General features: G+C 69.7%; 15 protein-coding genes. 4 read left to right on the top strand and 11 right to left on the bottom strand.

The window, feature by feature from the left end; genetic code table 11:
• Positions 1-10: 10 nt before the first annotated feature.
• Entirely contained in the window at positions 11-385 is a 375-nt protein-coding gene (locus BW730_RS12885) for a helix-turn-helix domain-containing protein (protein ID WP_145952858.1), read from the bottom strand.
• A gap of 344 nt (positions 386-729) precedes the next feature.
• On the opposite strand from BW730_RS12885, the gene BW730_RS12880 reads away from it, so the two are divergent.
• A complete protein-coding gene (locus BW730_RS12880) occupies positions 730-1,755 on the top strand; it encodes a CPBP family intramembrane glutamic endopeptidase (protein ID WP_226996794.1) in 1,026 nt (341 codons plus the stop codon).
• Here BW730_RS12880 and helR read toward each other — a convergent pair.
• The 4 genes from helR to BW730_RS12860 all read right to left on the bottom strand — a co-directional run bounded on the left by helR (position 1,742) and on the right by BW730_RS12860 (position 11,115).
• A complete protein-coding gene (helR, locus tag BW730_RS12875; protein ID WP_077686602.1) occupies positions 1,742-3,865 on the bottom strand; it encodes an RNA polymerase recycling motor ATPase HelR in 2,124 nt (707 codons plus the stop codon). The genes BW730_RS12880 and helR overlap by 14 nt on opposite strands.
• A 137-nt stretch (positions 3,866-4,002) precedes the next feature.
• Entirely contained in the window at positions 4,003-4,506 is a 504-nt protein-coding gene (locus tag BW730_RS12870; protein WP_077686601.1) for a GNAT family N-acetyltransferase, read from the bottom strand.
• 412 nt (positions 4,507-4,918) lie between these two features.
• Positions 4,919-5,389, bottom strand: coding sequence for a hemerythrin domain-containing protein (locus tag BW730_RS12865; RefSeq protein ID WP_077686600.1), 471 nt, complete (start codon positions 5,387-5,389; stop codon positions 4,919-4,921).
• A gap of 221 nt (positions 5,390-5,610) precedes the next feature.
• Entirely contained in the window at positions 5,611-11,115 is a 5,505-nt protein-coding gene (locus tag BW730_RS12860) for an ATP-binding protein (protein WP_077686599.1), read from the bottom strand.
• A 557-nt stretch (positions 11,116-11,672) separates the two neighbouring features.
• On the opposite strand from BW730_RS12860, the gene BW730_RS12855 reads away from it, so the two are divergent.
• Entirely contained in the window at positions 11,673-13,577 is a 1,905-nt protein-coding gene (locus BW730_RS12855) for a potassium transporter Kup (protein ID WP_418082051.1), read from the top strand.
• Between the two features lie 132 nt (positions 13,578-13,709).
• Here the strand turns inward: BW730_RS12855 and BW730_RS19435 are convergent, their stop codons facing one another.
• Positions 13,710-14,210 carry a hypothetical protein gene (locus BW730_RS19435; RefSeq protein ID WP_077686597.1) on the bottom strand — a complete coding sequence of 167 codons (501 nt, stop codon included), beginning with the start codon at positions 14,208-14,210 and terminating at the stop codon, positions 13,710-13,712.
• Positions 14,211-14,418: 208 nt separating this feature from the next.
• On the opposite strand from BW730_RS19435, the gene BW730_RS19430 reads away from it, so the two are divergent.
• Both BW730_RS19430 and BW730_RS12840 read left to right on the top strand, forming a co-directional pair.
• Complete coding sequence (locus BW730_RS19430; protein WP_077686596.1) at positions 14,419-15,864, top strand: sensor histidine kinase; 1,446 nt, start codon at positions 14,419-14,421, stop codon at positions 15,862-15,864.
• Positions 15,861-16,526, top strand: a complete 666-nt coding sequence (locus BW730_RS12840) for a response regulator transcription factor (protein WP_077686595.1) — start codon at positions 15,861-15,863, stop codon at positions 16,524-16,526. The genes BW730_RS19430 and BW730_RS12840 overlap by 4 nt, the downstream gene beginning before the upstream one ends.
• A gap of 351 nt (positions 16,527-16,877) precedes the next feature.
• On the opposite strand, the gene BW730_RS18625 is transcribed toward BW730_RS12840, so the two are convergent.
• From BW730_RS18625 to glsA, 5 genes are all read right to left on the bottom strand, one after another.
• Positions 16,878-17,240 carry a hypothetical protein gene (locus tag BW730_RS18625; RefSeq protein WP_077686594.1) on the bottom strand — a complete coding sequence of 121 codons (363 nt, stop codon included), beginning with the start codon at positions 17,238-17,240 and terminating at the stop codon, positions 16,878-16,880.
• Between the two features lie 87 nt (positions 17,241-17,327).
• On the bottom strand, positions 17,328-18,560 hold the full coding sequence (locus BW730_RS12830; protein ID WP_158522659.1) for an MFS transporter: 1,233 nt from the start codon (positions 18,558-18,560) through the stop codon (positions 17,328-17,330).
• A 241-nt stretch (positions 18,561-18,801) separates the two neighbouring features.
• Entirely contained in the window at positions 18,802-20,244 is a 1,443-nt protein-coding gene (locus tag BW730_RS12825; protein WP_237267965.1) for an MFS transporter, read from the bottom strand.
• Entirely contained in the window at positions 20,211-20,441 is a 231-nt protein-coding gene (locus BW730_RS19425) for a hypothetical protein (protein WP_226996792.1), read from the bottom strand. The genes BW730_RS12825 and BW730_RS19425 overlap by 34 nt, the downstream gene beginning before the upstream one ends.
• Positions 20,434-21,450, bottom strand: coding sequence for a glutaminase A (gene glsA / locus BW730_RS12820; RefSeq protein ID WP_077686592.1), 1,017 nt, complete (start codon positions 21,448-21,450; stop codon positions 20,434-20,436). Before glsA ends, BW730_RS19425 begins: the two co-directional genes overlap by 8 nt.
• Positions 21,451-22,405 lie beyond the last annotated feature (955 nt).

Below are 22,405 nucleotides of genomic sequence, written 5' to 3'. Positions count from 1 at the left end.
TCCTTCGCTGCTAGTCGCCGTCTTCGAGGTCCATGAGTTCCTGGTAGGCCGCCCGCTCGCGCGCGCGGCGTGCGCGGAGGGCAGCGTAGACATCGCTCGCCTTCAGTCGGGTATGCGTCCCGACCTTGTGGGACGGCAGTTCGCCGTTGTCCACCATGCGCATCAGGGTCGGCCGCGAGACGCCGAGGAATCCCGCCGCTGTGGTCGTCGTCAGCACCTCAGGAACGCTCCCGACGGTGACCGTTCCCCCACGTGCGACAACATCGAGGACGTGTTGCAGCAACCGGCCAACCTCCACAGGCAGTGGCGAAACAGCCTCGTGACGGGTCACCGCAAGGGCCCCGTCCGGCCCGGACAGTTGGTCGAGAACCTGCGCGGCGAGCATCTGCTCCCGGTCGTTCGCCAAGACGCGATCGCGTGAATCGAGTTTCATCCGTGCAACCTCCTTGCATCTGTAAGTGTAATGTCAGCCAGTTGTAGGTGCATGGCGCCTTCGATGGGGCGGGCCGCCACGGTCGCAGCGGATCGACGCTGACCAACGTGCCGATCGCCTGGTGGGTCTCTGCGAACGCGAGGCCCACCACCCCGGGTCCGGGATCCGAAGGACTCAGTGTGCCTGCGCGAGCGCCGCACGGAGGGGTCGCATGATTCCAGAGACGGATAGCCCCGCCGGGCGCGGGCCGGGCGGCGGGCGTATGGTGCGACTGAGCGGAGAGAAGGGAGCCTCCCATGACGTCTTCCGCCGACTGGGCACCGCCGTCGATGCCCGACCCGCAGCCCTCACCCGCACAGCAGGAGCCCGACCTGCCGACGATTCCGCCGTCGGCGATCGGCGCCTACGTCGTGCTGGCGTGCGGGCTGGCCTGGCTGGTCGCGCTCCCGCTCTGGCTCGGCAAGGGGCTGGCCGAGCCGATCGCTGTCGTGCTGCTCCCCGCCATGATGTTCACCCCCTTGCTCGCCGTCCTCATAGTGATGTTCGCCATGAGGCCGGTCGCCAAGGGGCGGAGGCTCTGGTTCCTGGGAGGCTGGCCGCTTCGGCCGACCCGACGCATCGTGTGGCTGTCGGTGCTCGCCGTGCTCGGGACCGTCGTGGTCGTCGTGGCCGCCATGTTCGTCGCGATCGCCCTCGGGTGGCTGACGCCCGACTTCGCGGAACTCTCCGGGCTGGCGCAGATCCTGAAGGCCAGCGCGCCTCCCGGCACCGAGATGCCGCCGACGTGGGTCGTCGCGGCCGCGCAACTGGCGTCGATCCCGATCGCGGCGTTCACCGTCAACGCCCTCCTCGCGCTCGGCGAGGAGATCGGCTGGCGCGGCTTCCTCGTCCCGGCGCTGCACCGCTACGGCACCTGGCCCGCGCTGATCGTCAGCGGCATCGTCTGGGGCCTGTGGCACGCGCCGGTGATCCTGCTCGGCTATAACTTCGGCCGTCCCAACGTGACTGGGTTGCTGCTGATGGTCGGCGGCTGCCTGATCTGGGGCGTGCTCCTCGGCTTCCTCCGGTTGCGCAGCGGGGCGGTGTGGCCTGCCGTGTTTGCGCACGGCGCCATGAACGCGTCGATGGGTCTGCCGATGCTGTTCTTCGCCGCGGGGAGCAAGCCCGATCCCGCGCTGATGCTGGGGCTCGGCGCTTCGGGGTGGATCGCGGGCGGGCTCACCATCGCGGTGCTGCTTGCGACGGGCCAGTTCCGCAGGCAGCACACGCTCGCCGCGCCCACGAACCGAGCGAGGCGCGCGGACCCGGCTACTCGAGGATGACCAGGTCGCCCGTCGCCCTCGTCATGGCGACGTAGCGGTCGACCGCGCCCTGCACGCCCGTCCCGAACGACTGGGGTCGCACCAGCACGACGAGGTCGAACTCAAGGCCCTTCGTCAGTTCCGGCGCCAACACGCTGACCCGCTCCGACGGCGGGAACCCCGGATCGCCGACGACGACCGCCACGCCGTCCTCGTGACCCGCCAGCCACTCCGCGACCACGTCGCTAACCCGGTCGGCGTCGCCGCCTCGGACGGGAAGCCCCTCGCGGACGGAGTCGGGCACGTTGGCGTCCGGAAGGACCGCGCGGATCACGGGCTCGGCGGCCTCCATCACCTGCCGAGGGGTGCGGTAGTTGAGGTTCAGCCGCCGCTCGGTGACCGAGCCGAACCCGACCCTCCGCAGCCGCTCATCCCAACTCTCGGGGAAGCCGCGGCGGGCCTGCGCACGGTCGCCGACCACCGTGACGCTGCGCGAGGGGCACCGCGCGAGCACCATCTGCCACTGGGCGTCGGTCAACTCCTGCGCCTCGTCGATGATGACGTGACCGAACGGCCCCGCGAGCGGGTCGAGGTCGACGCCCGGGGCGACGTCCTCGTCGACGAGGGCCTCCCGGATGCTGTCGCGGTTCAGCAACGGAAGAGGCGACTCGGGATCGTCGTTGGCCTCCAGCAGGTCGGCGACCACCTCGTCCATGAAGGCCCTGCTCTCCGCCAACGCGGCCGCCTTGCGGTGCCGGATCTCCGGCGCCCCCGGGTCGCCCAGGCGCCGCCGCATCGCGTCGAGCATCGGCAGATCCTCCGCCGTCCAGGGCGAGCCCTCGGCGCGGCGCAGGTGAGCGCGTTCCTCGGACGTCAGCCAGGGGGCGCAGCGGCGCAGATAGGCGGGCACGGACCACAGATCGGAGACGAGGTCGGCGGGCTCGAGGATCGGCCAGCCGCGTCGCAGGGCGACCCGCAGGTCCGGGTCGGTGGCCAGGGCGGCGCGCACGTCCGACGCATCCAGGTCGTCGTCGACGCCGTGCTTGTCGACGAGGACGTCCAGCAGCGCCTCCCACACCTCCACCTGGGCCTCGTTGTGCGGGGTGCCAGGGTCGGGCGAGGAGAATGCCTCGGCCCAGTCGGAGGCGTCCACCTCGACCTCCGCCCACGGTGTCTCGACGGTCAGTTCGTCGCTCGGTGGCTCCTCGTAGAACGCGACGGCGGCCTCGACCGCGCCCAGCAGGCGTGCGTCCGACTTGAGGCGGGCCACTTCGGCGTCGGGTTCCTGCGCCGCGTCGGCTCCCTCGGGGACGAGGTCTGCCAGGGTCGCGATCGCCACGCCGTCCTCGCCGAGGTTCGGCAGCACGTCGGCGACGTATCGCAGATAGGGCCGATGCGGCCCGACCACGAGCACCCCACCGCGGCTCCCGAGCCTCGGGTCCTCGTACAGCAGGTAGGCGGCGCGGTGCAGCGCCACGACCGTCTTGCCGGTGCCTGGGCCGCCGTCGACGACCAGCGCGCCGTCGGCGTCGGAGCGGATGATGGCGTCCTGGTCCGACGCGATCGTGGCGAGCACGTCGCGCATCCGTTCCGTACGGGTCGCGCCGAGGCTGGCGATGAAGGCCGACTGGTCGTCGAGGGCGGCGGGGGAGTCCGGGTCGCCGGTGAACACCTCGTCCCAGTAGTCGACGATCCGCCCGTCGGCCCAGCGGTAGCGCCTCCGGCTGGAGAGTCCCATCGGGTCGGCGTGCGTGGCGGCGAAGAACGGCTCGGCAGCGGGGGCGCGCCAGTCGATCAGCAGGGGCTCGCCTTCGGCGTCGGTGAGCCCGATGCGGCCGACGTAGACGGGCGCCTCACCGTCGGATGGCACCATCCGGCCGAGGCAGACGTCGAGGCCGAAGCGGCGCAGCACCGACAGCCGGGAGGAGAGGCGGTGGATCTCGAGGTCGCGGTCCAGCGCGCCATGGCCGGGGCCTGCGGGCTCGAGGCGCAGGTCGGCCAGGCGCGCCTTGGTCGCACGGACCTGTCCGTCCAGCAGGCCGGCGACGAGAGTGAGGTGCGCCTCGTCCCGGTCGAGGTGGGTGCCTGCGGCCTTCGCGGCCTTCGAGGAGGGGAGGTTGAAGACTGACATGGGTGGCTCCTTGGGTAGCCGATGCAGTCAGCGATTCTGCGCTCCGGTAGGCCCTTGCCACAAGGCCCCCTCGGCGTTGTATGGTGGAACTGCGAGGTGGTTCGCCCACCTCGCTTTCGCGTTCCCAGGGCCGGTACTCAGGCCAGTCGGCGGGTGAACATCAGGCATGCATCGTCGTCGATCGCCACCGAGGCGCCCGGCTCGACGGGTTGGCCGGCGTAGACGATGCCCCGGCCGTCGGGCAGGTACCCCCGCGCCACGTACATCCGCTGTGCCGGGCCGTAGTCCGCGTACAGGCCGACGCCGAGGCCGACCGTGTCTCCTCGGGTCGCGGCCTCGCGTTCCAGGGCGTCGACCAGGGCGGTCGCGACGCCGCGACGGCGGAACCCTGGCAGCACGTTCAGATCGACGATCTCAGGGATTCGCGCCGCGCGGAACGGTGGGTAGCCCGACTCCCAGCAGAGCGTGCAGTACCCGGCGAGCCGTCCGTCGACCTCTGCGACAAGGCACACGCGGTCGCCAGCCTCGGCCTCGGCCACGTAGCGCTCGAACTGTGCGCTCGGCTTGTCCCAGCCGATGGCGGCGAACGCCTCCTGCAGGGGGAGGGCGTCGTCCGGCATCATGGCGCGAAGGGTGACCATGAACCCATCGTGGTGCCGACCGCCGACGTTGTCGAGGCATCCAAGCGTGCGAAGTGGGTGTCGGACCCCTCGACAGGCTCGGAGAACGGTTCGTCGTTCGTCGAGCTTGTCGAGACGTCCGTCCGCCGAGTGGTGGTGTCGGACCCCTCGACGGGCTCGGGGATCGGCGGTTTCGGACCCCTCGACGGGCTCGGGGATCGGTTGTTCGTCGAGCTTGTGGAGACGTCCGAGCGCCGAGTGGTGGTTTCGGACCCCTCGACGGGCTCGGGGATCGTTTGTTTCGGACCCCTCGACAGGCTCGGGGAACGGTTGCTCATCGAGCGTTGGTCTCAGCTTTCGAGAAGCGCAGGGATCGTCCCGCGACGAGCTCAGGAACCGCCCTCAGGCGAACGGACGGCTCGCCAGCCAATCCTCAGAGCGGGCCGAGCACCTCGTCGACGGCGCCCTCGAGGGCGAGCCCGTCGAGCACCGTCAGCAGTTGACGCTCCTCGTACCGGAAGTGGCTCTCCATGATCGCGGCGATGCCCTCGAGGTGGCGGTCGAGTTCCTCGGGAGAGCCCCCGGCGTCCACCGCCGTCTGCAGCGCGCCGAGCAGGTGCGCGATCATCGAGTGGTCCTGTTCCAGGGCGGCGAGGGTGGGCGCCAGTTCCGGATGGGCTGCCCTGATCGCGGGGAACAGGCTGCGGTCCTCGCCCCGGTGGTGGCCGTCGAGCGCGGCGCAGAAGCCGTGACAGTAGAGCAACAGATCGCGGCTCGCAGGCTCGGCCGGTAGGCCCTCATGGACGGCGTCCCGGGTGACGCGCAGCGCGTCGCGGAGACGCTGGTGGACGCGTCGCAGCTCGGCGCTCCAGGCGATCAGCCTGGAACTCTCGCGCTCAGTCACGCGAGCGCGGGGAGATCGATGTGGTCATCGGCATCCCTTCGGTTCGGCGCCTCCATGCCTGAGACTGACTCCCACCGGCACGCGACGCTCCCCCGATACTAGGCGATCCGCTGCGTCTTCAGGCTGAGCACGCCCCGGCGAAGAGTCACCGAGGGACCGCCCCGCCGAGCTATCGGCCGGACGAACGCGTCCCCGCGAGTGGTCCACGAAGAGTCCCCGGATCAGCGCTTCCCGTATGCCTCGATCGTTGCGATGATCGCTGGGCGGATCTCCGCCGGGCTGATGACCTTGTCGACCGAGCCGACCTCGACGGCGCGGTGGATGTTGTGGATGCCGTCGAACTCGGCCGCGATCTCCGAGATCTTCTCGGCCCGCACCGACTTGCGCGCGGTGTCCAACTCCACCTGCAATTCCGCCCGCTGCTGGGGCGACGCCGAGCGCAGGGCGGCCTCCAGATCGACAACCCGCTGATCGGCCGACGTGCGCGTCTCGACGTCACGGGCGAACACCACGGCGGCCGCGGGGGCGCCCCCGATCACCGACGCGAAGCTGCCCTCGACCGCGAGCACCGTCATGTTCGGGTTCAGGCGCTTCGAGAACACCACGAACGCTCCGCCGTGGTAGCGCGAGATCACCACGAACACGATCGGGCCTTGGAAGTTGACGATGGCGCGACCGATCTCGGCGCCGTACTCCAACTGCAGGTTGCGCATCGACTCCGGCGAGCCGTCGAAGCCCGACAGGTTCGCGAGCACCACCAGCGGACGGTTGCCCGACGCCGCGTTGATCGCCCGGGCCGCCTTCTTCGACGACTGCGGGAACAGCGTGCCCGCCGTGAACGTGTCCGGCCCGTCGGTGGGAGGGAACCCGGCGCGTGGCACCGGCTTGGACTCGATGCCGAGCACGGCGACCGAATGCCCGCCGATCCGCGCATCGACGACGACCGCCGTCTCCGCCTCTGCCATGCCCGCCCAGCGCTCCGAGTGCCCGTGGTCCTGGTCGGTGACGGCGGCGATCACGGTGCGGATGTCGAAGGCCTTCTTGCGGTCCGGGTTGGACTCGCTGGAGAAGATCTGGCCGACCGTGCTGAAGTCGGAGCCCTCGGAGAAGTGCGGGAAGTCCGAGATGTCGCGATCCGACGGGTCCGTCGTCTCCGCGCGGCGCGGGCCATCCTCGCCGGGCACCACGTAGGTGTGGTCGTAGTGCGTCAGCAGGATCTCCATCGCGGCGCCCAGGTTGGGGGCCCAGTACTGCGCCTGCCCGTTGGGGCCCATCACGCGGTCGTAGCCGCCGATGCCGAAGTTGTCCTCCGCGGACACGCCGCCGGAGAAGTCGAGCGACTGCTTGCCGGTCAGCACCATGGCCGAGTCGGGCGTCATCACGAGGATGCCCTTGGTGTGCATCAGCATGGTCGCCTCGGCGTTCCAGTACGGCTGCGCGCCCACGTTGATGCCAGCGACGATGATGTTGATCTCGCCGCCGTCCTGCGTGAACTCGACGACCCGCTTCAGGGCGGCGCCGACCCAGTCCATGTTCTCGGTGCCGGAGTCCTTCGAGATCTTCGCACCGGAGCTGAGCGTGAACCACTCGAGCGGGATCCGCTCCTGCTCCGCAAGGTCGATCGCGGCGATGATCCTGGCGCATTCGGGCTCCGCGAGCGCGCCCAGCCCCTTGGTCGGGTCGCCCGACAAGACGATGCGCGTCAGGCCCTCCGGGTGCAGCGGGGTGGGGGTCGTCACCCTCGCCACGATGATCGCGGCCTTGTTCAGGCCCGGCGCGCGGTTCGCCTCGACGAGGCGGCCGTCGGCGTCCAGATCCAACTCGGTCAGCGTGCCGCCGGGGCCGGCGAGCGTCGAGGACAGTTCGTACGGGTAGACCAGGCCGCGTCGACGCGCCCGCAGCACCTTGCCCGCGTACTCGTCAAGCGGCTTCAGCGGCTCGCTCGGGGGCGGGCCGACGGTGGTCGTCACGCCCGAGCCGGGCTGCGAGTAGAACCGGACCGCGAGCGGCACGAGGCGCTTGCCCTGTCGGAAGCGGCCCTGGCACAGCACCTCCTCGATCCCGGCGCCGTCGGACAGCGGCGTGATCTTGGACTGCAGCGGCGTGATGTCCTCCAGCGACAGGTCGATCTCGGGCCAGACGTCGACCCACACGTGGTTCATGTCCAACTTGCTGCCCGCAGCGCCTCGCGAGGCGCGGGTGCGGCGGATCGCCTCGAGGCAGTTCGAGATGGCGCGCTCGGCGTGCGGCAGGCCGACGAGGTTGCCCTCCCGGTCGCGGACCGCGGCGAGTTGACGCACCTGGGCCATCGCGACGAGGCGTCGGTCGTCCGGGTTGGACTTGGCGACGCACTCGAACAGCCACACGTCTTCAGTGGCGGGCAGCCGGGTGGTGTCGAACTCGCGCAACCGCCACAGGTCCAGCCTGCGCCCGGCCATCGGGTGCAGCCCGCGGACCAGTTCATCCTCGACGGCGATCCCGTCGCGGAACCGGAACGTGTAGTACTGCACCTCGCCGTCCGCGGTGCTGACGCCGACCGCGATCCGCTTCACCTCGGCGCCGAGGCCCCAGGACGTCAGCGTCTCCGACAGTTCGGCGACGACCGCCTCGGGCTCCGGCTGCTCGTCCCACAGCACGTACAGTTCACCGACGGCGTCGTCGCCGGGGTTGCGGCCCTCGAACAGGCCGGTGACCAGGCTCGCCAGCGGCCCGTCAGCGGCGAGTTCGGCTGCCGTTCCGACGGTGCTCACGAAGCGGCGCGGCCTGCCCTCCAGCACGTAGTCGGCGGTCACGACGGCGCGGCCGTCGACGGCGGAGCGGGCGATCCCGGTCAGGTCGTAGTCGCTGTAGTACTTGTGCAGAAGCACCTCGAGCATCGGCTCGACGGCCGGGACGCCGCGGCCAAGGCGCGTTGCCAGGTAGTCGGCGGTCCATTCGTGCACGTCAGACAGGTCGCGGGTGCGCTGGGCGTAGTCGTCTGCGTCGGGGTTCGCGGCGAGCGCCTCGACCTCGTCGCCGAAGCCTGCGAGCACCGACGCGCGTTCGGCGTCGACCTGGGGCTGGTCGAACCAGCGGAACCGGATGGAGCGGGTCATGTCGCCGACGGCGGGGAACCGCAACTGGGTGGCGCGGAGCACCCGCTCGAGATCGGCGCGGGCGGAGTCGGCGCGGGCAGGCTCGGGCGCGGGTCCGGTCATCCAGCGGTTGAGGATGCCGAGCACGATCGGCACGTCGGCGGCGACCCGCTTCTGCGCCAGGAAGATCCGGAAGACGGCCTCGGCCAGTTCCGGCGTGCGGTCGAGCGACTCGACGCCGTAGTGGCGCAGCACCTTCCCGAGGCGCTCCACGAACTGCGCGGGCAGCTTGGCCCGGTCAACGTCGAGGGTTGTCAGGTAGCGGTGGAGGTGTTCCCGGTCGGAGTGGATCCGCAGTTCGGTGTGGTCCTGCTCTCCGAACGGGCGGTTGCGGGACAGCTCTGCCAGGTCGGCGAACAGGCCGATCAGCGCGATCTCGCCGGTGAGGACGTCGCCGCCGTCGGCGATCACCTGATCGCGGGCGTCGAGGTAGGCGGAGAGGGTCTTCTCGGCCGGGTCGGCGTCGTAGCCCATCAGGATCGCCGAGAGTTGGGCGCGCAGCCGGTCTGCGGTCGCGGCAGCGTCGGCGTCCGCGGCGGGGGCGGGCAGTTCCACCTCGGCGGCGGGCTGGGCCTCGGCCTCGTCGTCGCCGCCGAGCGGCTCGAGCTTGACCAGCGGAGCCATGGTCTCGACCTGCGAGCCCGTCATGACGTGGAGTTCCTTGATGCGGGCCGCGAACGGTGCCGGGATCACCGTCTCCATCTTCATCGACTCGAGCACGACGACGGGCGCGCCAGCCTCGACCTCGTCGCCGACCGACACGGGGGTCGCGACGACCAGCGCGGGGGCGGGGGAGCGCAGCACGCCGCCCTCGTCGCGCGAGACGCGGTGCGTGACGCCGTCGACCTCGATCACGTGCACGGGACCGTGGGTCGCGGAGATGATGCGGAAGCTCTGGTTGCCGACCCGCACCCGGCCGTGCACGTCGTCGAGGCGGGTGATGGACGCCTCGGTCGGCGTGCCGTTGACGATCACCCGGTAGGTGCCGGGGCCGGTGGCGTAGGTGACCACCTGATGCACGGTGCCGCGGAGCTTGAGTTCGACGGTCGCGCCGGTCTTGTGCTGCGTCTGGGGGCGGCCGCCCTGCGCGGTGGTGAGCAGTCGCTCGGTCTCCACCGCCGCGGTCTCCTCGTAGGCCTCGATCGCGGCGACAACCAGCGCGATGCCCGCGTGCTCGTCGGCGATGAGGCCGCCGTCGGCGCGGACCCGGTCGATCCAGCCGGTGTCGGCCCACTGCACCTTCGCCGCGCGGCGCGGCTGGGCGCCTGCGGGCGGGCCGGTCACCTCCGGCTGGGCGAGCAGTTCGAGGACGAAGCTCTTGTTGGTGGCGCCGCCGTCGATCACGACGGTCGTCTCGCGCATGGCGCGCCGCAGCCTGCCGAGCGCCTCGTCACGGGTGCGACCGTAGGCGATGATCTTGGCGATCATCGAGTCGAAGTCGGCGGGGATGGTGTCGCCCTCGGCGACGCCTGTGTCGACCCGGATGCCGGGGCCTGCAGGGAGGTCGAGGCGGGTGATGCGTCCGGGGGCCGGCGCGAAGTCGCGGTCGGGATCCTCCGCGTTGAGGCGGGCCTCGACGGCGTGTCCGAACTCGGAGGGCCGGTCGGTCAGCGTCCCTCCAGAGGCGACGTGGAGCTGTGCCTTGACCAGGTCGAACTCGTTGGTGACCTCGGTGATCGGGTGCTCGACCTGCAGTCGGGTGTTGACCTCGAGGAACGCGAACAGGTGGTCGGCAGGGTGGTACAGGAACTCGACGGTGGCCGCGCCGCGGTAGCCGACGCGCAGCGCGAGTCGCTCCGCGGCGGCCTTGACCTCCGCGGTCTGGTCGGGGGTGAGCAGCGGCGACGCCGACTCCTCGATGATCTTCTGGTTGCGGCGCTGGATGGTGCAGTCGCGCACGCCGAGCGCCCACGCGGTCTCGCCGTCGGAGATGAGTTGCACCTCGATGTGGCGGGCCCCGGTGACGAGCTTCTCGAGGAACACGACGCCGGAGCCGAACGCGCGCTGCGCCTCGTCGCGGGTGCGCTGGTAGGCGTCGGCCAGGTCGTCGGCGCCGTCGACGCGGCGGATCCCTCGACCGCCGCCGCCCGCGGTCGCCTTGAGCATCAGCGGGTAGCCGATCCGCTCGGCGGCCGCGAGGGCCTCGTCGAGGGTGTCGACGCCGCCGCGCGACCACGGCGCGACCGGGACCCCGACCTCCTCTGCGATCAGCTTCGAGCCGATCTTGTCGCCCAACTGGCGCATGGCGTCGCCGGAGGGGCCGATGAACGTGATGCCGAGCGACTCGACGAGGTCGGCGAAGGCCGCGTCCTCGGCGACGAATCCCCAGCCGACCCAGACGGCCTCTGCTCGGGCCTCCTTCAGCACCGTGGCGAGCAGATCGTGGTTCAGGTAGGGGCGCTCTGACGCCGGGCCGATGGAGTAGGCCTCGTCGGCCTCGCGGGCGAACATGGCGGAGCGCTCGCCGTCGGTGTAGAGGGCGATGGTGACCAGGGGGTCCCGGTCTGGATGTTCGGCGTTGAGATCGCGGACAGCGTGGATGAGCCGCATCGCGGACTCGCCACGGTTGACGATGGCGATTCTCTTGAACATCTAACCTCCTGGGCACGACAAACGCCGGACTATGCAAGACTTCCGCATCCCCGGGCTCCCAGGGCGCAATCTGACACCCAATGTCGGTTCCGGAAGTTTGTGGAGAATCTACAAGCCATCCGGCCATCCAGCGCGAGACCGCCTTGTCACGGCACCGATGGCGGTCATCGTCAGGAGTGGACCCGACAGAATCGCCGTTGCGAGCCGGCTGGCACCGCACCGCGATTGGCCGCGGGACGACTGGGAGATCTGGACGTCGGACGGCCTGAGCCGGGGTCGCGAAGCGGATGTGGGTGCTCGACTCAGCGTTGAGCAGCATCCGTAACTCGTCCGTGGTTCGAACGATCAAGTCGTGCCGCGTCAGGAACGAACACCGACTACTGCTCAACGCGCAGCCAACCCGCGGTTCGATCGACGGCGAAAGGGTAGTCAGCAGTGGATGATCGCGCCCCGCGAGTGGGCGGGCGGCGCTGGTGGCGAGATCGCGATATTTGCCGTGGGAGTGGGGCAGCATTGCCCATGTGAGTACCCCAGGGTCGCCGCTTCCCCGCCACGCCATCCCGCCCGAGCCGGACAAGCCGCGTGACGGGGCGAAGGTGCCGCTGGCGGTCGGGGCACTTGGCGTCGTCTTCGGTGACATCGGCACTAGCCCGCTCTACTCGCTGCAGACCGTCTTCTCGCTCGACCACAACGCAGTCGAGCCCACCCCCGCCGACGTGTACGGCGTCATCTCGCTTGTCTTCTGGGTCGTCACCATCATCGTGACCGCCAAGTACGTGCTGCTCGTGATGCGGGCGGACAACGACGGCGAGGGCGGCATCCTCGCGCTGGTCGCGCTGCTGCGCGGGCGGCTCCGAGGGAGGAAGAAGTTGGTCGCCGTCGCCACCATCCTCGGCATCATCGGGGCCGGCCTGTTCTACGGCGACTCGGTGATCACCCCCGCGATCTCGGTGATGTCGGCCTTCGAGGGCCTCGACCTCGTCACCCCGAAGGCGGCCGAGTGGGTGCTGCCCGCCGCGATCCTGGTGCTGACGGCGCTGTTCGCCGTGCAGCGCTTCGGGACGTCGAAGGTCGGCCGGACATTCGGGCCCATCATGCTGGTCTGGTTTATCGTGATCGCGGTGCTCGGCGTGCCACACATCCTCGACCATCCCGAGATCCTCGCGGCGATCTCTCCGCACCACGCCCTGTTCTTCGCGGCGGAGCGGCCGCTGATCGCGTTCATCGCGATGGGCGCCATCGTGCTCTGCATCACGGGGGCCGAGGCGCTCTACGCCGACATGGGCCACTTCGGCGCCGGCCCGATCCGGCTCAGTTGGTTCGCCGTGGTGTTCCCCTGCCTGATACTCAACTACTTCGGCCAGGGCGCGATGATCCTGGGCGACCCGGCGACATCGGCCAGCCCGTTCTTCCACCTCGCACCCGAATGGGCGCGCGTCCCGTTGGTGCTGCTCGCCACCGCCGCCACCGTCATCGCGTCCCAGTCGGTCATCTCGGGCGCCTTCTCCGTGTCGCGGCAGGCGTCCCGGCTCCGGCTGCTGCCCCGCCTCAACGTCCGGCACACCTCCAAGGAGGAGTCGGGCCAGATCTACATCGCCTCCATCAACTGGATCCTGTTCGTTGGCGTGCTTGTCCTGATCGCCGTGTTCCAGTCCTCCGAACGGCTCGCCACCGCCTACGGGTTGGCGGTAACGGGCACGCTGCTGCTGACCACCGTGCTGTTCCTCTTCACGGCGCGCTTCCTGTGGCACTGGCCCGCTTGGAAGATGCTGCCCGTCACCATCCTGATCGGCGGGGTGGAGCTCGTGATCTTCGCTGCCAACGTCACCAAGATCGCCTCGGGCGGTTGGATCCCGCTGCTCATCGCGGGCATCGTGATCGTCGTGATGCTCACCTGGCAGGTCGGCTGGCGTGCCAGGGCCCAGGCCCGCGCCGCGCTCGAGGGGCCCCTGGACGACTTCGTGCAGGAGATCCGCACCGCGAAGCTCAACCGGGTGCCGGGCGTTGCGGTGTTCCCGCATCCCGATCGGGAGACCACGCCCCTCGCGCTGCGCGACAACCTCGAGTTCAACAACGCGCTGCACGAGAAGGTCATCATCGTCAGCATCGTCAACGACACCGTCCCGCACGTGCGCCACGTCGACCGGGTTTCGGTGCACGATCTCGGCTACGACGACGACGGCATCGTGCACGTCAGCTACCGGGTCGGGTTCAACGACTCGCAGGACATCCCCAAGGCGCTCACCTGGGCGTTGGGCAAGTCGCCCGAGTTGGAGTTCAACCCGGACGAGGCACGCTACTTCCTGTCGATCCTGCGGGTGACGGCGAGCGAGCAGAGCAAGCTTCCGCGCTTCGGACGCAGGCTGTTCCTGTGGCTCGCCTCGAATGAGGCCTCCAGGACCAACGTGTTCCACCTGCCGCCCGAGCGCACCGTCGTGATGGGCGCCGAGACGCTGGTGTGAGGCTCAGGTCCTCCCCCGTTGCAGCGCCACAGTGGAGTCCCGGGGAGTGACATCGCTCTGCTCGCCGAAGAGCGAAGTCAGAGCGGGTCAGGCCTGGGGCGGCCCAGGGGGAAGGCCACCCCAGGAGTTCAATCAGTCGGCCGACGCCGGGCTCACCGGGGATGCCGGGCTGGCGGGCGAGGCCGGGCTGACCGGGGATGCCGGGCTGACCGGGGACGCCGGGCTGGCAGGCGAAATCGGGCTGACCGGGGACGCGGGGGATGCCGCGCTTGCGGGCGAGATCGGGCTGACGGGGCTCGCGGCGGTCTTGGCCGAGACGGGGCTGCTCGCCGACACCGCACTCGCCGCGCTCGCGGGGGAGGCGGCCGTCGCGGCGGAGACGGCGCTGGCCGCCGCGACCTTGCTGGCGGACGACGTCGGGTCTGCCGTCGGGGCGGGGGAGGCAGATGCTGGGGAGTTGGCCGAGACGGCCGACAGCACCGACTGCGGCAGCACCGGGCGGGTCGTGCTGGTCGCCGGGGCGGTGGGCGAAGGGGTCGCGGGGTCGGCGAACGACGCGAGCGCGCCTCCGCTGGCGGCGGCGACGCCGAAGGCTCCGGCCAGGACCCAGGGGGTGGACTTCTTCCATGCCATGTCAGTTCTCCTTGTGCTTGGTTGTGTCTCCATCACACAGCCCCCACATGAGGGCGGCACGCGTGCCACGGTGAGAGGATCCTCATGCTTGTCCACTCCGCCCCGGGGAGCGCAGATGAGAGATCTCTCAGTGCCACCTCATCGGCTGGGACCCTTCGTCCGAGACGATGTCGGGCATGGATGCGTGCGCGTTGGGCAGGATGGTGCCATGACGCCCGAAGCCGACGGCGCGAAGGCAGGCCTTCGCACCAGGATCATGCTGCCGATGATCCTGCTCGCCGCGCTCACCCTGATCGCGTCCGGGACCATCGTCGCGGCCGTCCAGAACCGCGAGATCGGCAGGGCCATGGACGACCAGTTGATGCGGTCCGCCGGAGAACTGCGCAAACTCGCCGACAACGGCCTCGACCCGGCGACCGGCGAACCCTTCGCGGGGCCCAAGGAACTGCTCAGCACCTTCCTGAGCCGGGCCATGGTGAGCCAGACGGAGGGCATGCTGGCCTTCGTGGGTGACAGGGTCAGCCTGGTCGCCAGGGACGTCGACCTCCGCCCCGAACACGACCTCGAACTCGTCGCCGCACTTCGCCCCCTCGCGCTCGGCAACGAGGTCGTCGTGACGAGCATCTCGACGGCGGAGCGCGAATACCGCGCGCTCGTGGCGCCCGTCGTCTACCCGACGCAGCAGGGCGCCTTCGTCCGCGTCGTCGACGTGGCGGGAGAGTACCGACAGTTGCGCACCACCATGCTCATCTACGCGGGTGTCGCGCTCGCCATGATCGGGCTCGCGGCCGCGGTCGCCTGGCCCCTGATCGGTCGGCTGCTCCGCCCCATCAACGAGTTACGCGTCGCGGCCGACTCGATCGACGAGGGCGACCTGACAAGCCGCGTTCCCGTCCGTGGCGCCGACGAGCTTGCGTCGCTGACCGCCACGATCAACGGGATGCTGGACCGGGTGCAGCGCTCCGTCGAGGGGCAGCAGCGCCTCCTCGACGACGTCGGCCACGAACTGCGCACCCCCATCACCGTCGTGCGGGGGCACCTCGAACTGGTCGACCCGAGCGATCCTGCCGACGTCACCCAGACCCGCGACCTCGCCATCGACGAACTCGACAGGATGGGCGGCCTCGTCAACGACCTGCTGGTGCTCGCGAAGGCCGGCCAGCCGGACTTCGTGACGCCCCGCTGGGCCGACCTCGCCACGCTCACCGACCAGACGTTCGAGAAGGCCCGCACCCTGGGACAGCGACAGTGGGGGCTCGACAGCGTCGCCGCGACCGAGGCCTGGATCGACCCGACCCGGATGACCCAGGCCTGGCTCCAACTCGCGGCCAACGCCGTCAAGTACTCCGCTGAGTCGACGGTCATCCGACTGGGATCCCGCGTGCACCGCGGGGAGGCCCACCTGTGGGTAGCGGACGAGGGCATCGGCATTCCTGCCGACCAGATCGAGCGCGTCCGGGAGCGGTTCGGTCGCGGCAGCGAGGCGACGCAGCAGCATGGCGTCGGCCTGGGGCTGAGCATCGTGGAGTCGATCCTCGCGGCCCACTCGGGTCGGCTGGACATCGAGTCCAGGCACGGCGAGGGGTCGACGTTTACCCTGGTGGTGCCCATCGCCCCCACCCCTGAACCAGCGACGAAGGAGCCGGAGACGTGAGCACAGTACTGATCGTGGAGGACGAGGCCAGGATCGCCTCCTTCATCGCCAAGGGGCTGAAGGCGGCTGGCTTCACCTCGCACCAGTGCGCCTCGGGACTCGAGGCCGTCTCGCTCGCGGTGCACGGCAACTTCGACCTCGTCCTCCTCGACGTTGGCCTCCCCGACATCGACGGCTTCGAGGTGCTGGAGCGGCTGCGCGGCCAGGGCGTCGGTGTCCCGGTGATCATGCTGACGGCGCGCTCGTCAGTCGAGGACCGGGTCGCGGGGCTCGAGGGCGGCGCGGACGACTACATGCCCAAGCCGTTCTCGTTCGAGGAACTGCTGGCCAGGATCCGGCTGCGGCTGCGCAGCGACAACCATGACGCTGCCTCAGACTCGACACAGCTCAGCCACAACGGGTTGACGCTCGACTACCGCACCAGGAAGGCGGGCGTCGAGGGGAAGTGGGTCGACCTGTCCGCCCGCGAGTTCGCGCTGGCCGAGACCTTCCTGCGCAATGCGGGCCAGGTGTTGAGCCGGGAGCAGTTACTCAGCAACGTGTGGGGCTTCGACTTCGACCCCGGATCGAACGTGGTGGACGTGTACGTGCGCTACCTGCGCGGAAAGCTGGGGAGGGACCGCTTCGAGACGGTCCGCGGGATGGGCTACCGGCTGGTGTGAGCGCCGCGCATCGGAATCTCGCCGACCGTTCCCTGAGCCTGCCCACCGTTCCCTGAGCTTGTCGAAGGGTCCGGTTGCCGGGTGGTGTCGGACGTCTCGACAGGCTCGACGAGCGGGTTGCTTCCTGAGCCTGCCGGCCGTTCCCTGAGGTTGTCGAAGGGTCCGGTTGCCGGGTGGTGTCGGACGTCTCGACAGGCTCGACGAGCGGGTTGCTTCCTGAGCCTGCCGGCCGTTCCCTGAGCTTGTCGAAGGGTCCCGTTGCCGGGTGGTGTCGGACGTCTCGACAAAGCTCGACGAACGGCGCCGAGCCAGTCGGGGTCCGGGGTGGCCGATGATCAGGCGACGCGGCGCTCAGTCGTCGTCATCGTCCGGATCGTCATCGTCCGTGTCATCGTCATCGGGGTCGTCGTCGTCATCCAGGTCATCGTCGTCGTCGACCGACTGGGGCTTGGCAGGGGTCACGGTCTCGGGCGCCGTCGGTGAGGCGCTCGGCGACGGGCTCGGAGATGGAGCGGGCGTGGCCGGAGGCGACGCAGTGCCGGAGGGCGGCGTCGGCGACTCGACCGTCGGGGTCGGCTCTGGGGCCTTTGTCACGACGATGGCCGACTGCCGCGGAGGCTCGGTCTCGGTGCGCACCATCATCGCGAACACCCAGCCCGCGACCAGGCCGATGAGCGCCAGCAGCCCGACGGCGATGACCCACTTCTTCTGCATCCGTGTTCCTCCTCGTCGCCCACTCAACGCGACCAGCATGAGGACAGCACTGCCCAAGGGATGAGAAGACTCTCATCTGGCCGCTCGTCAGGCGGGGATGTGGCGATGCAGGCGCAGCAGCGGGACCACGCCGAGGGTGCCGAGGCAGGCGGTCAGCCACAGGAAGTTGCCGACCCCCATCAACTGGCTGAGCCACCCGGCGGCGATGGCGCTGATCGGCATGATGCCCCACACGATGAACCGCACCGAGGCGTTCATCCTGCCGAGCAGGTGCGGCGGGCACAGCCGCTGACGAAGCGACACCTGGGTCACGTTGTAGGTCAGGATCGCGGCGTTTCCGATGAATGAGCCGACGATCAGCACCACGAACTGCACGGCCTTGCCCTCCATCAACATCGCCAGCGGGTAGGCGAACACGGCGAGGGCGCCGAACAGGGTGGAGAAGCGCACCGCGTTGGCGACCCCGACCCTGCGCGCCACCCTTCCCGCCATCGCCGCGCCGAGCAGGCCCCCGATCGCGCCGAGCGTCATGATCATCCCGAACTCGAAGGGAGTGAAGCCGAGCAGGCGCAGCACAACGATGGGCACCAGCGTGTAGGTGGCGGTGGAGGCGAAGTTGCTGAGGAACGAGGCGAGCGTGATGCGGCTGATCGCGGGCTGTCGCACCACGAAGCTCAGCCCTTCTCGGATCTCGGCGACGAGGTTGCGGCGGGGAGCCGCGGGCCGCTCTGCCCGGTACTCGGCCTCGTGGTCGCGGGTGACGAGCAGGAACCCCCAACTCGCCAGGTAGCCGAGGCTGTCGGCGAGCAGCAGCAGTGGGGCGCTGATCACCTTCAGCAGCAGGCCGCCGAGCGCTGGGCCGGCCAGTCGCGCCAACTGCGCCGTCGCCTCCATTCGCGAGTTGGCCCGCGAGATCACACCCGTCCCGACCAGCATCGGGATGAAGCTCTGGTACGCGACGTCGAAGAACACCGTGGCGATGCCGATCACTCCCGCGATCACGTACAGGTGCCACAACTGCAGCAGCCCGGTGAAGTACAAGATCGGGACCGCGGCCACGGCGACGCCCCGGACGAGGTTCGCGGCGATCATGGTGGGGCGCTTGAACCACCGGTCGACCCAGGCGCCCGCGGGCAGCCCCAGGATCAGGAACGCGGCCGTCGAGGCGGCGTTGAGGTAGCCGAGTTCCGACTCGCTCGCGTTCAGGATCTCGACGGAGATGACGGGGATCGCGACGGCACCGAGTTGGACCGCGAAATGCGAAAGCGACTCACCCGTCCAGAACCGGTTGAAGTTCCTGTCCAACCCTGGGCCTGCCACCCGTCTCACTCTCCCCTGACCAAGGAAGGCGCGCGCAAGGCGCCGTCCCGGAGCGGCGATCCTACTCGTCGGGTCGCCGGGCCGCGAAACCGGGTCGGGTCGCGTCCGCTGCCCGAAACGCAGAGATCCCCGCCGGGTGGCGGTCGTAGGCGGTAGGGCCTCGACCGCCCTCCGGCGGAGATCACGGCGCCGGCGTCGGGTCGCCGGTCCGGTGGGACCGTCCGACCCGACGCTGCGGCCGTCAGTTGGTGGCGGGGATGTCACCGGGACGGTAGCGCGGCAGCCTGGACGCGGGGATGGCGGCGATCGCGCTGACGCCGGCCAGGATCAGGAAGCCGATCCGCAGCGTGGAGAGGCGGGCCTCCTCGTTGAGCGAGACGGCCGCCTCGATCTGCTCGGGCGTGGCGGTGGTCTCCTCAAGCGTGTCTCGCAGATCCTGGTTGCTGACGAAGTTGATGTTGTCCAGGTCGACCTGCGCCGCCAGTTCCTGCGGAAGCTCCGGGTGGGCCTCGACGGACTGGGTCACGCCGAAGCTGAGCACCGTCACGAGCACGGCGCCCACCACGGCGGTGCCGAGCGCGGAGGCCAGGTTCTGGGTCGTGCCGCGGATCGAGCCGACGTCGCCGGCCAGCCTCTTCGGAACGGCGGTGACGAGCACGTTGAACACGAGGGTGACGAGCGATCCCTGGCCGATGCCGAAGACGATCAGGCCGATGATGGTCGGAAGGGTCTCCCAGTTGTTCGTCACGACGATGGACAGCCACACCAAGGAGACGGTGGTCAGGCCGAACGCCATCAGGGCGATGGTGCGGGGCGTGAAGTGACGGTAGAGGCGCACGATCAGCGTCGCGGTGACGAACACCGTCAGGTTGAACGGCATCATGGCGAGCGAGGTGTCGAACGGGGTGCGGCCCTGGACGATCTGGATGTAGGTCGGCACCGTGAAGTTCACGGCAGCCTCCATCGCGACGATCGTGAACATGGCGTAGACGGCGGCCCGTTCGGTGGGCTTGCGCAGCACGCTCAGGTCGACCAGCGGGACCTCGCCGCGCTTGGTGCGACGACGCGTCCACATGAAGAAGGCCTGGCCGAGCACGATGCCGAGCACGATGAGCATCGGTGCGGGGGAGACGCCGACAAGCGAGAACGGGGCGTCGGGGCTGGCCATCAGCATGCCCCACCCGTTGAGGTTGTTGAACCCGAGCGTGAGGGAGACGATTGCCGCGCCGATCAGGACCGATGCGACGACGTCGATCGTGACGTCCTTCTGGCCCTTGTCGGAGCGCAGCTTGAAGCTGAGGGCGAAGACGGCGACCGCGATGCCGAGCGTGATCATGAAGATGGGGCGCCAGCCGACGAAGGTGCCGAGCGTTCCGCCGATCAGGAATGCGCTGAGGCCGGAGAACGCGCGGGCGGAGCCGAGCGTGCCGACGGCGGTCGCCTGCTGGGTGCCGATGTAGTTCTCGGCGATCAGGGCGACGAGGGCCGGGACGATGATGGCTGCGGCGGCGCCTGCAAGCACCTGACCCGCGATTGCCCACTCAACGGTCGGGGAGAAGATCATCATGAGGGAGGAGGCCGCGAAGATCACCACGACGATGCGGAAGACCAGCACCCAGCCGACCCGCTGGCCGAGCTTGGCGCCCGTCATCACGAGCGCGGCGACGGCGAGGCCGTAGACCACGATGGTCGAGCCCGCGACGGTCGGGGGACGCCGAAGTCCTTGACCATGCCGCCGAGCGAGATGGGCAGGGCCGCGACGTTGAACGACATCAGCACCTGGGCGAGGAAGAGGCCGATCATCGGCACCCAGGAGCGGCGGGTTGCGTCGACGGCGGTGCGTTCCGCCTCGACAGGTTCAGTAAGGGTCTGTTCAGTCATTGGTTTCTCCTTGATGCCCTTCGGCCTGGGAGGCGAAGAGGTTGAGTCCGAGGGTTCGGGAAAGGTAGGCGCAGGCGCGCTGCCCGCGGATGCTGTTGCCTGCGGGGTCGAGCGGTGCCGAGAAGGTGCCGACGGCACCCTTGCCGGGGGCGATCGCGACGATGCCGCCCGAGACGCCGGACTTGGCGGGCATCCCGATCTCGAACAGCCAGGCGCCAGAGTTCTCGTACAGGCCGGTCGAGGCGAGCAGCGCGAGCGTGTCGCGGGCCACGTCCTCCGAGACGACCCGTTCGCCGGTGACGGGGTTGACGCCGCCGTCGGCGAGCGTTGCGCCCATCACGGCGAGGTCGGTCGCGGTGACGGAGAGGGAGCACTGCCGCGTGTACACGTCGACGATCGCGAGGGGGTCGTGATCGAGTCGGCCGTAGCTCTGCAGCAGCAGCGCGATCGCGCGGTTGCGGAAGTTGGAGCGCGCCTCGGAGCGGTAGACGTCGCCGTCGAGTTCGAGCGCACGGCCCGCGAACCGGGAGAGTCCGGTGCGGATCGCCTCCCACTTCTCGACGCAGGTCTCGCCCGGCATCAGGGCGGTGGTGGCGAGGGCGCCCGCGTTGACCATCGAGTTGAAGGGGCTGCCGTCGTTGAGTTCGATGGCGATCACCGAGTTGAACGGCAGGCCGGTGTTGTTGACGCCGACGCGTTCGCGGATCTGCTCGTGGCCGAGGGCCTCGGCGACCAGGGCGAACACGAACGCCTTCGAGATCGACTGGATCGAGAACGCGATCTCGGTGTCGCCCATGTCGTAGGTGCGGCCGTCGACCGCGACGAGCGAGACGCCGAACCACGCCGGATCGGCCTTGGCCAGGATCGGGATGTAGTCGGCGATGGCGCCTTGGGAGTGGTCGCTGTAACGGGAGTGGGCTTCGGCGACCAACTCCCGCACCACGGGGTCTGGCGGCAGCGACCCGGTGTGGGCCTGTTGTCTGACGGTGGCTACGTCTGTGGTGAACATCTTTCTCCACTGATTGGGGTGGGGCGACAGCTCCTGCTGCGCGCCTTTTCGAGCGTCGCAGAACAAACCCGTGCAGAAGGAAGCGAGAAACCGGGCTATTGGTCAGACCACCCGGATCGGGTAGGAAGGTCACAAACGCATAACAAAGCGGTCACAAACCGGTCACTTCGGGGTCCGCTAAGTCGGGGGAAATCCGCGCCAGGCAGACATCGTCAAGGGGGCGCCATCTGCCGCTTGAGCATGAGGAGCGGTCGAACGTCGTGAGCCCCGCTGGTTGAGCCATGTCGAGCGCGGAGCGGGCGACATCGGTCGAAACCACCGTGAGATGCCCAGGGACCACGTTCCCCGAGCTCGTCGAGGGGTCCGATTGCGGTCGGGTGGGCCTGTCGCTGGTGGTTGGTTTCGACGCGAACTGTGGCGCTTCGTGCCTTGGCGCGGCTCAACCCACGGTCGGCGGGCGTTGGGGCGCTTCGGGCCTTGGCGCGGCTCAACCCACGGTCGGCGGGCGTTGGGGCGCTTCGGGCCTTGGCGCGGCTCAACCCACGGTCGGCGGGCGTTGGGGCGCTTCGGGCCTTGGCGCGGCTCAACCCACGGTCGGCGCGAGCTGCGGCGCTTCGCGCCTTGGCGCGGCTCAACCCACGGTGTGCTGGTTGAGCCATGTCGGGCGCGGAGCGGTCGACATCGGTCGAAACCCTCGTGAGATGCCCAGGGGACCCCGTTCCCGAGCTCGTCGAGGGGTCCGATTGCGGTCGGGTAGGCCTGTCGCTGGTGGTTGGTTTCGACGCGAGCTGCGGCGCTTCGCGCCTTGGCGCGGCTCAACCCACGGTCGGCGGGAGCTGCGGCGCTTCGCGCCTTGGCGCGGCTCAACCCACGGTGTGCTGGTTGAGCCATGTCGGGCGCGGAGCGGTCGACATCGGTCGAAACCCTCGTGAGGTTGGCAGGACCCCGTTCCCCG

Origin of the sequence: Tessaracoccus aquimaris, from assembly GCF_001997345.1 — a bacterium.
GTDB lineage: Bacteria > Actinomycetota > Actinomycetes > Propionibacteriales > Propionibacteriaceae > Arachnia > Arachnia aquimaris.
This window is presented reverse-complemented; position numbering and strand designations above follow the sequence as displayed.

Bases quoted from the DNA above. Each gene is read 5' to 3' on its own strand.
- BW730_RS12880 (WP_226996794.1), top strand. From the start codon at position 730: ATGACGTCTTCCGCCGACTGGGCACCGCCGTCGATGCCCGACCCGCAG.
- glsA (WP_077686592.1), bottom strand. From the start codon at position 21,450: ATGTTCACCACAGACGTAGCCACCGTCAGACAACAGGCCCACACCGGG.
- BW730_RS12870 (WP_077686601.1), bottom strand. From the start codon at position 4,506: ATGGTCACCCTTCGCGCCATGATGCCGGACGACGCCCTCCCCCTGCAG.
- BW730_RS19435 (WP_077686597.1), bottom strand. From the start codon at position 14,210: ATGGCATGGAAGAAGTCCACCCCCTGGGTCCTGGCCGGAGCCTTCGGC.
- BW730_RS19425 (WP_226996792.1), bottom strand. From the start codon at position 20,441: ATGACTGAACAGACCCTTACTGAACCTGTCGAGGCGGAACGCACCGCC.
- BW730_RS12860 (WP_077686599.1), bottom strand. From the start codon at position 11,115: ATGTTCAAGAGAATCGCCATCGTCAACCGTGGCGAGTCCGCGATGCGG.
- BW730_RS18625 (WP_077686594.1), bottom strand. From the start codon at position 17,240: ATGCAGAAGAAGTGGGTCATCGCCGTCGGGCTGCTGGCGCTCATCGGC.
- helR (WP_077686602.1), bottom strand. From the start codon at position 3,865: ATGTCAGTCTTCAACCTCCCCTCCTCGAAGGCCGCGAAGGCCGCAGGC.
- BW730_RS12885 (WP_145952858.1), bottom strand. From the start codon at position 385: ATGCTCGCCGCGCAGGTTCTCGACCAACTGTCCGGGCCGGACGGGGCC.
- BW730_RS19430 (WP_077686596.1), top strand. From the start codon at position 14,419: ATGACGCCCGAAGCCGACGGCGCGAAGGCAGGCCTTCGCACCAGGATC.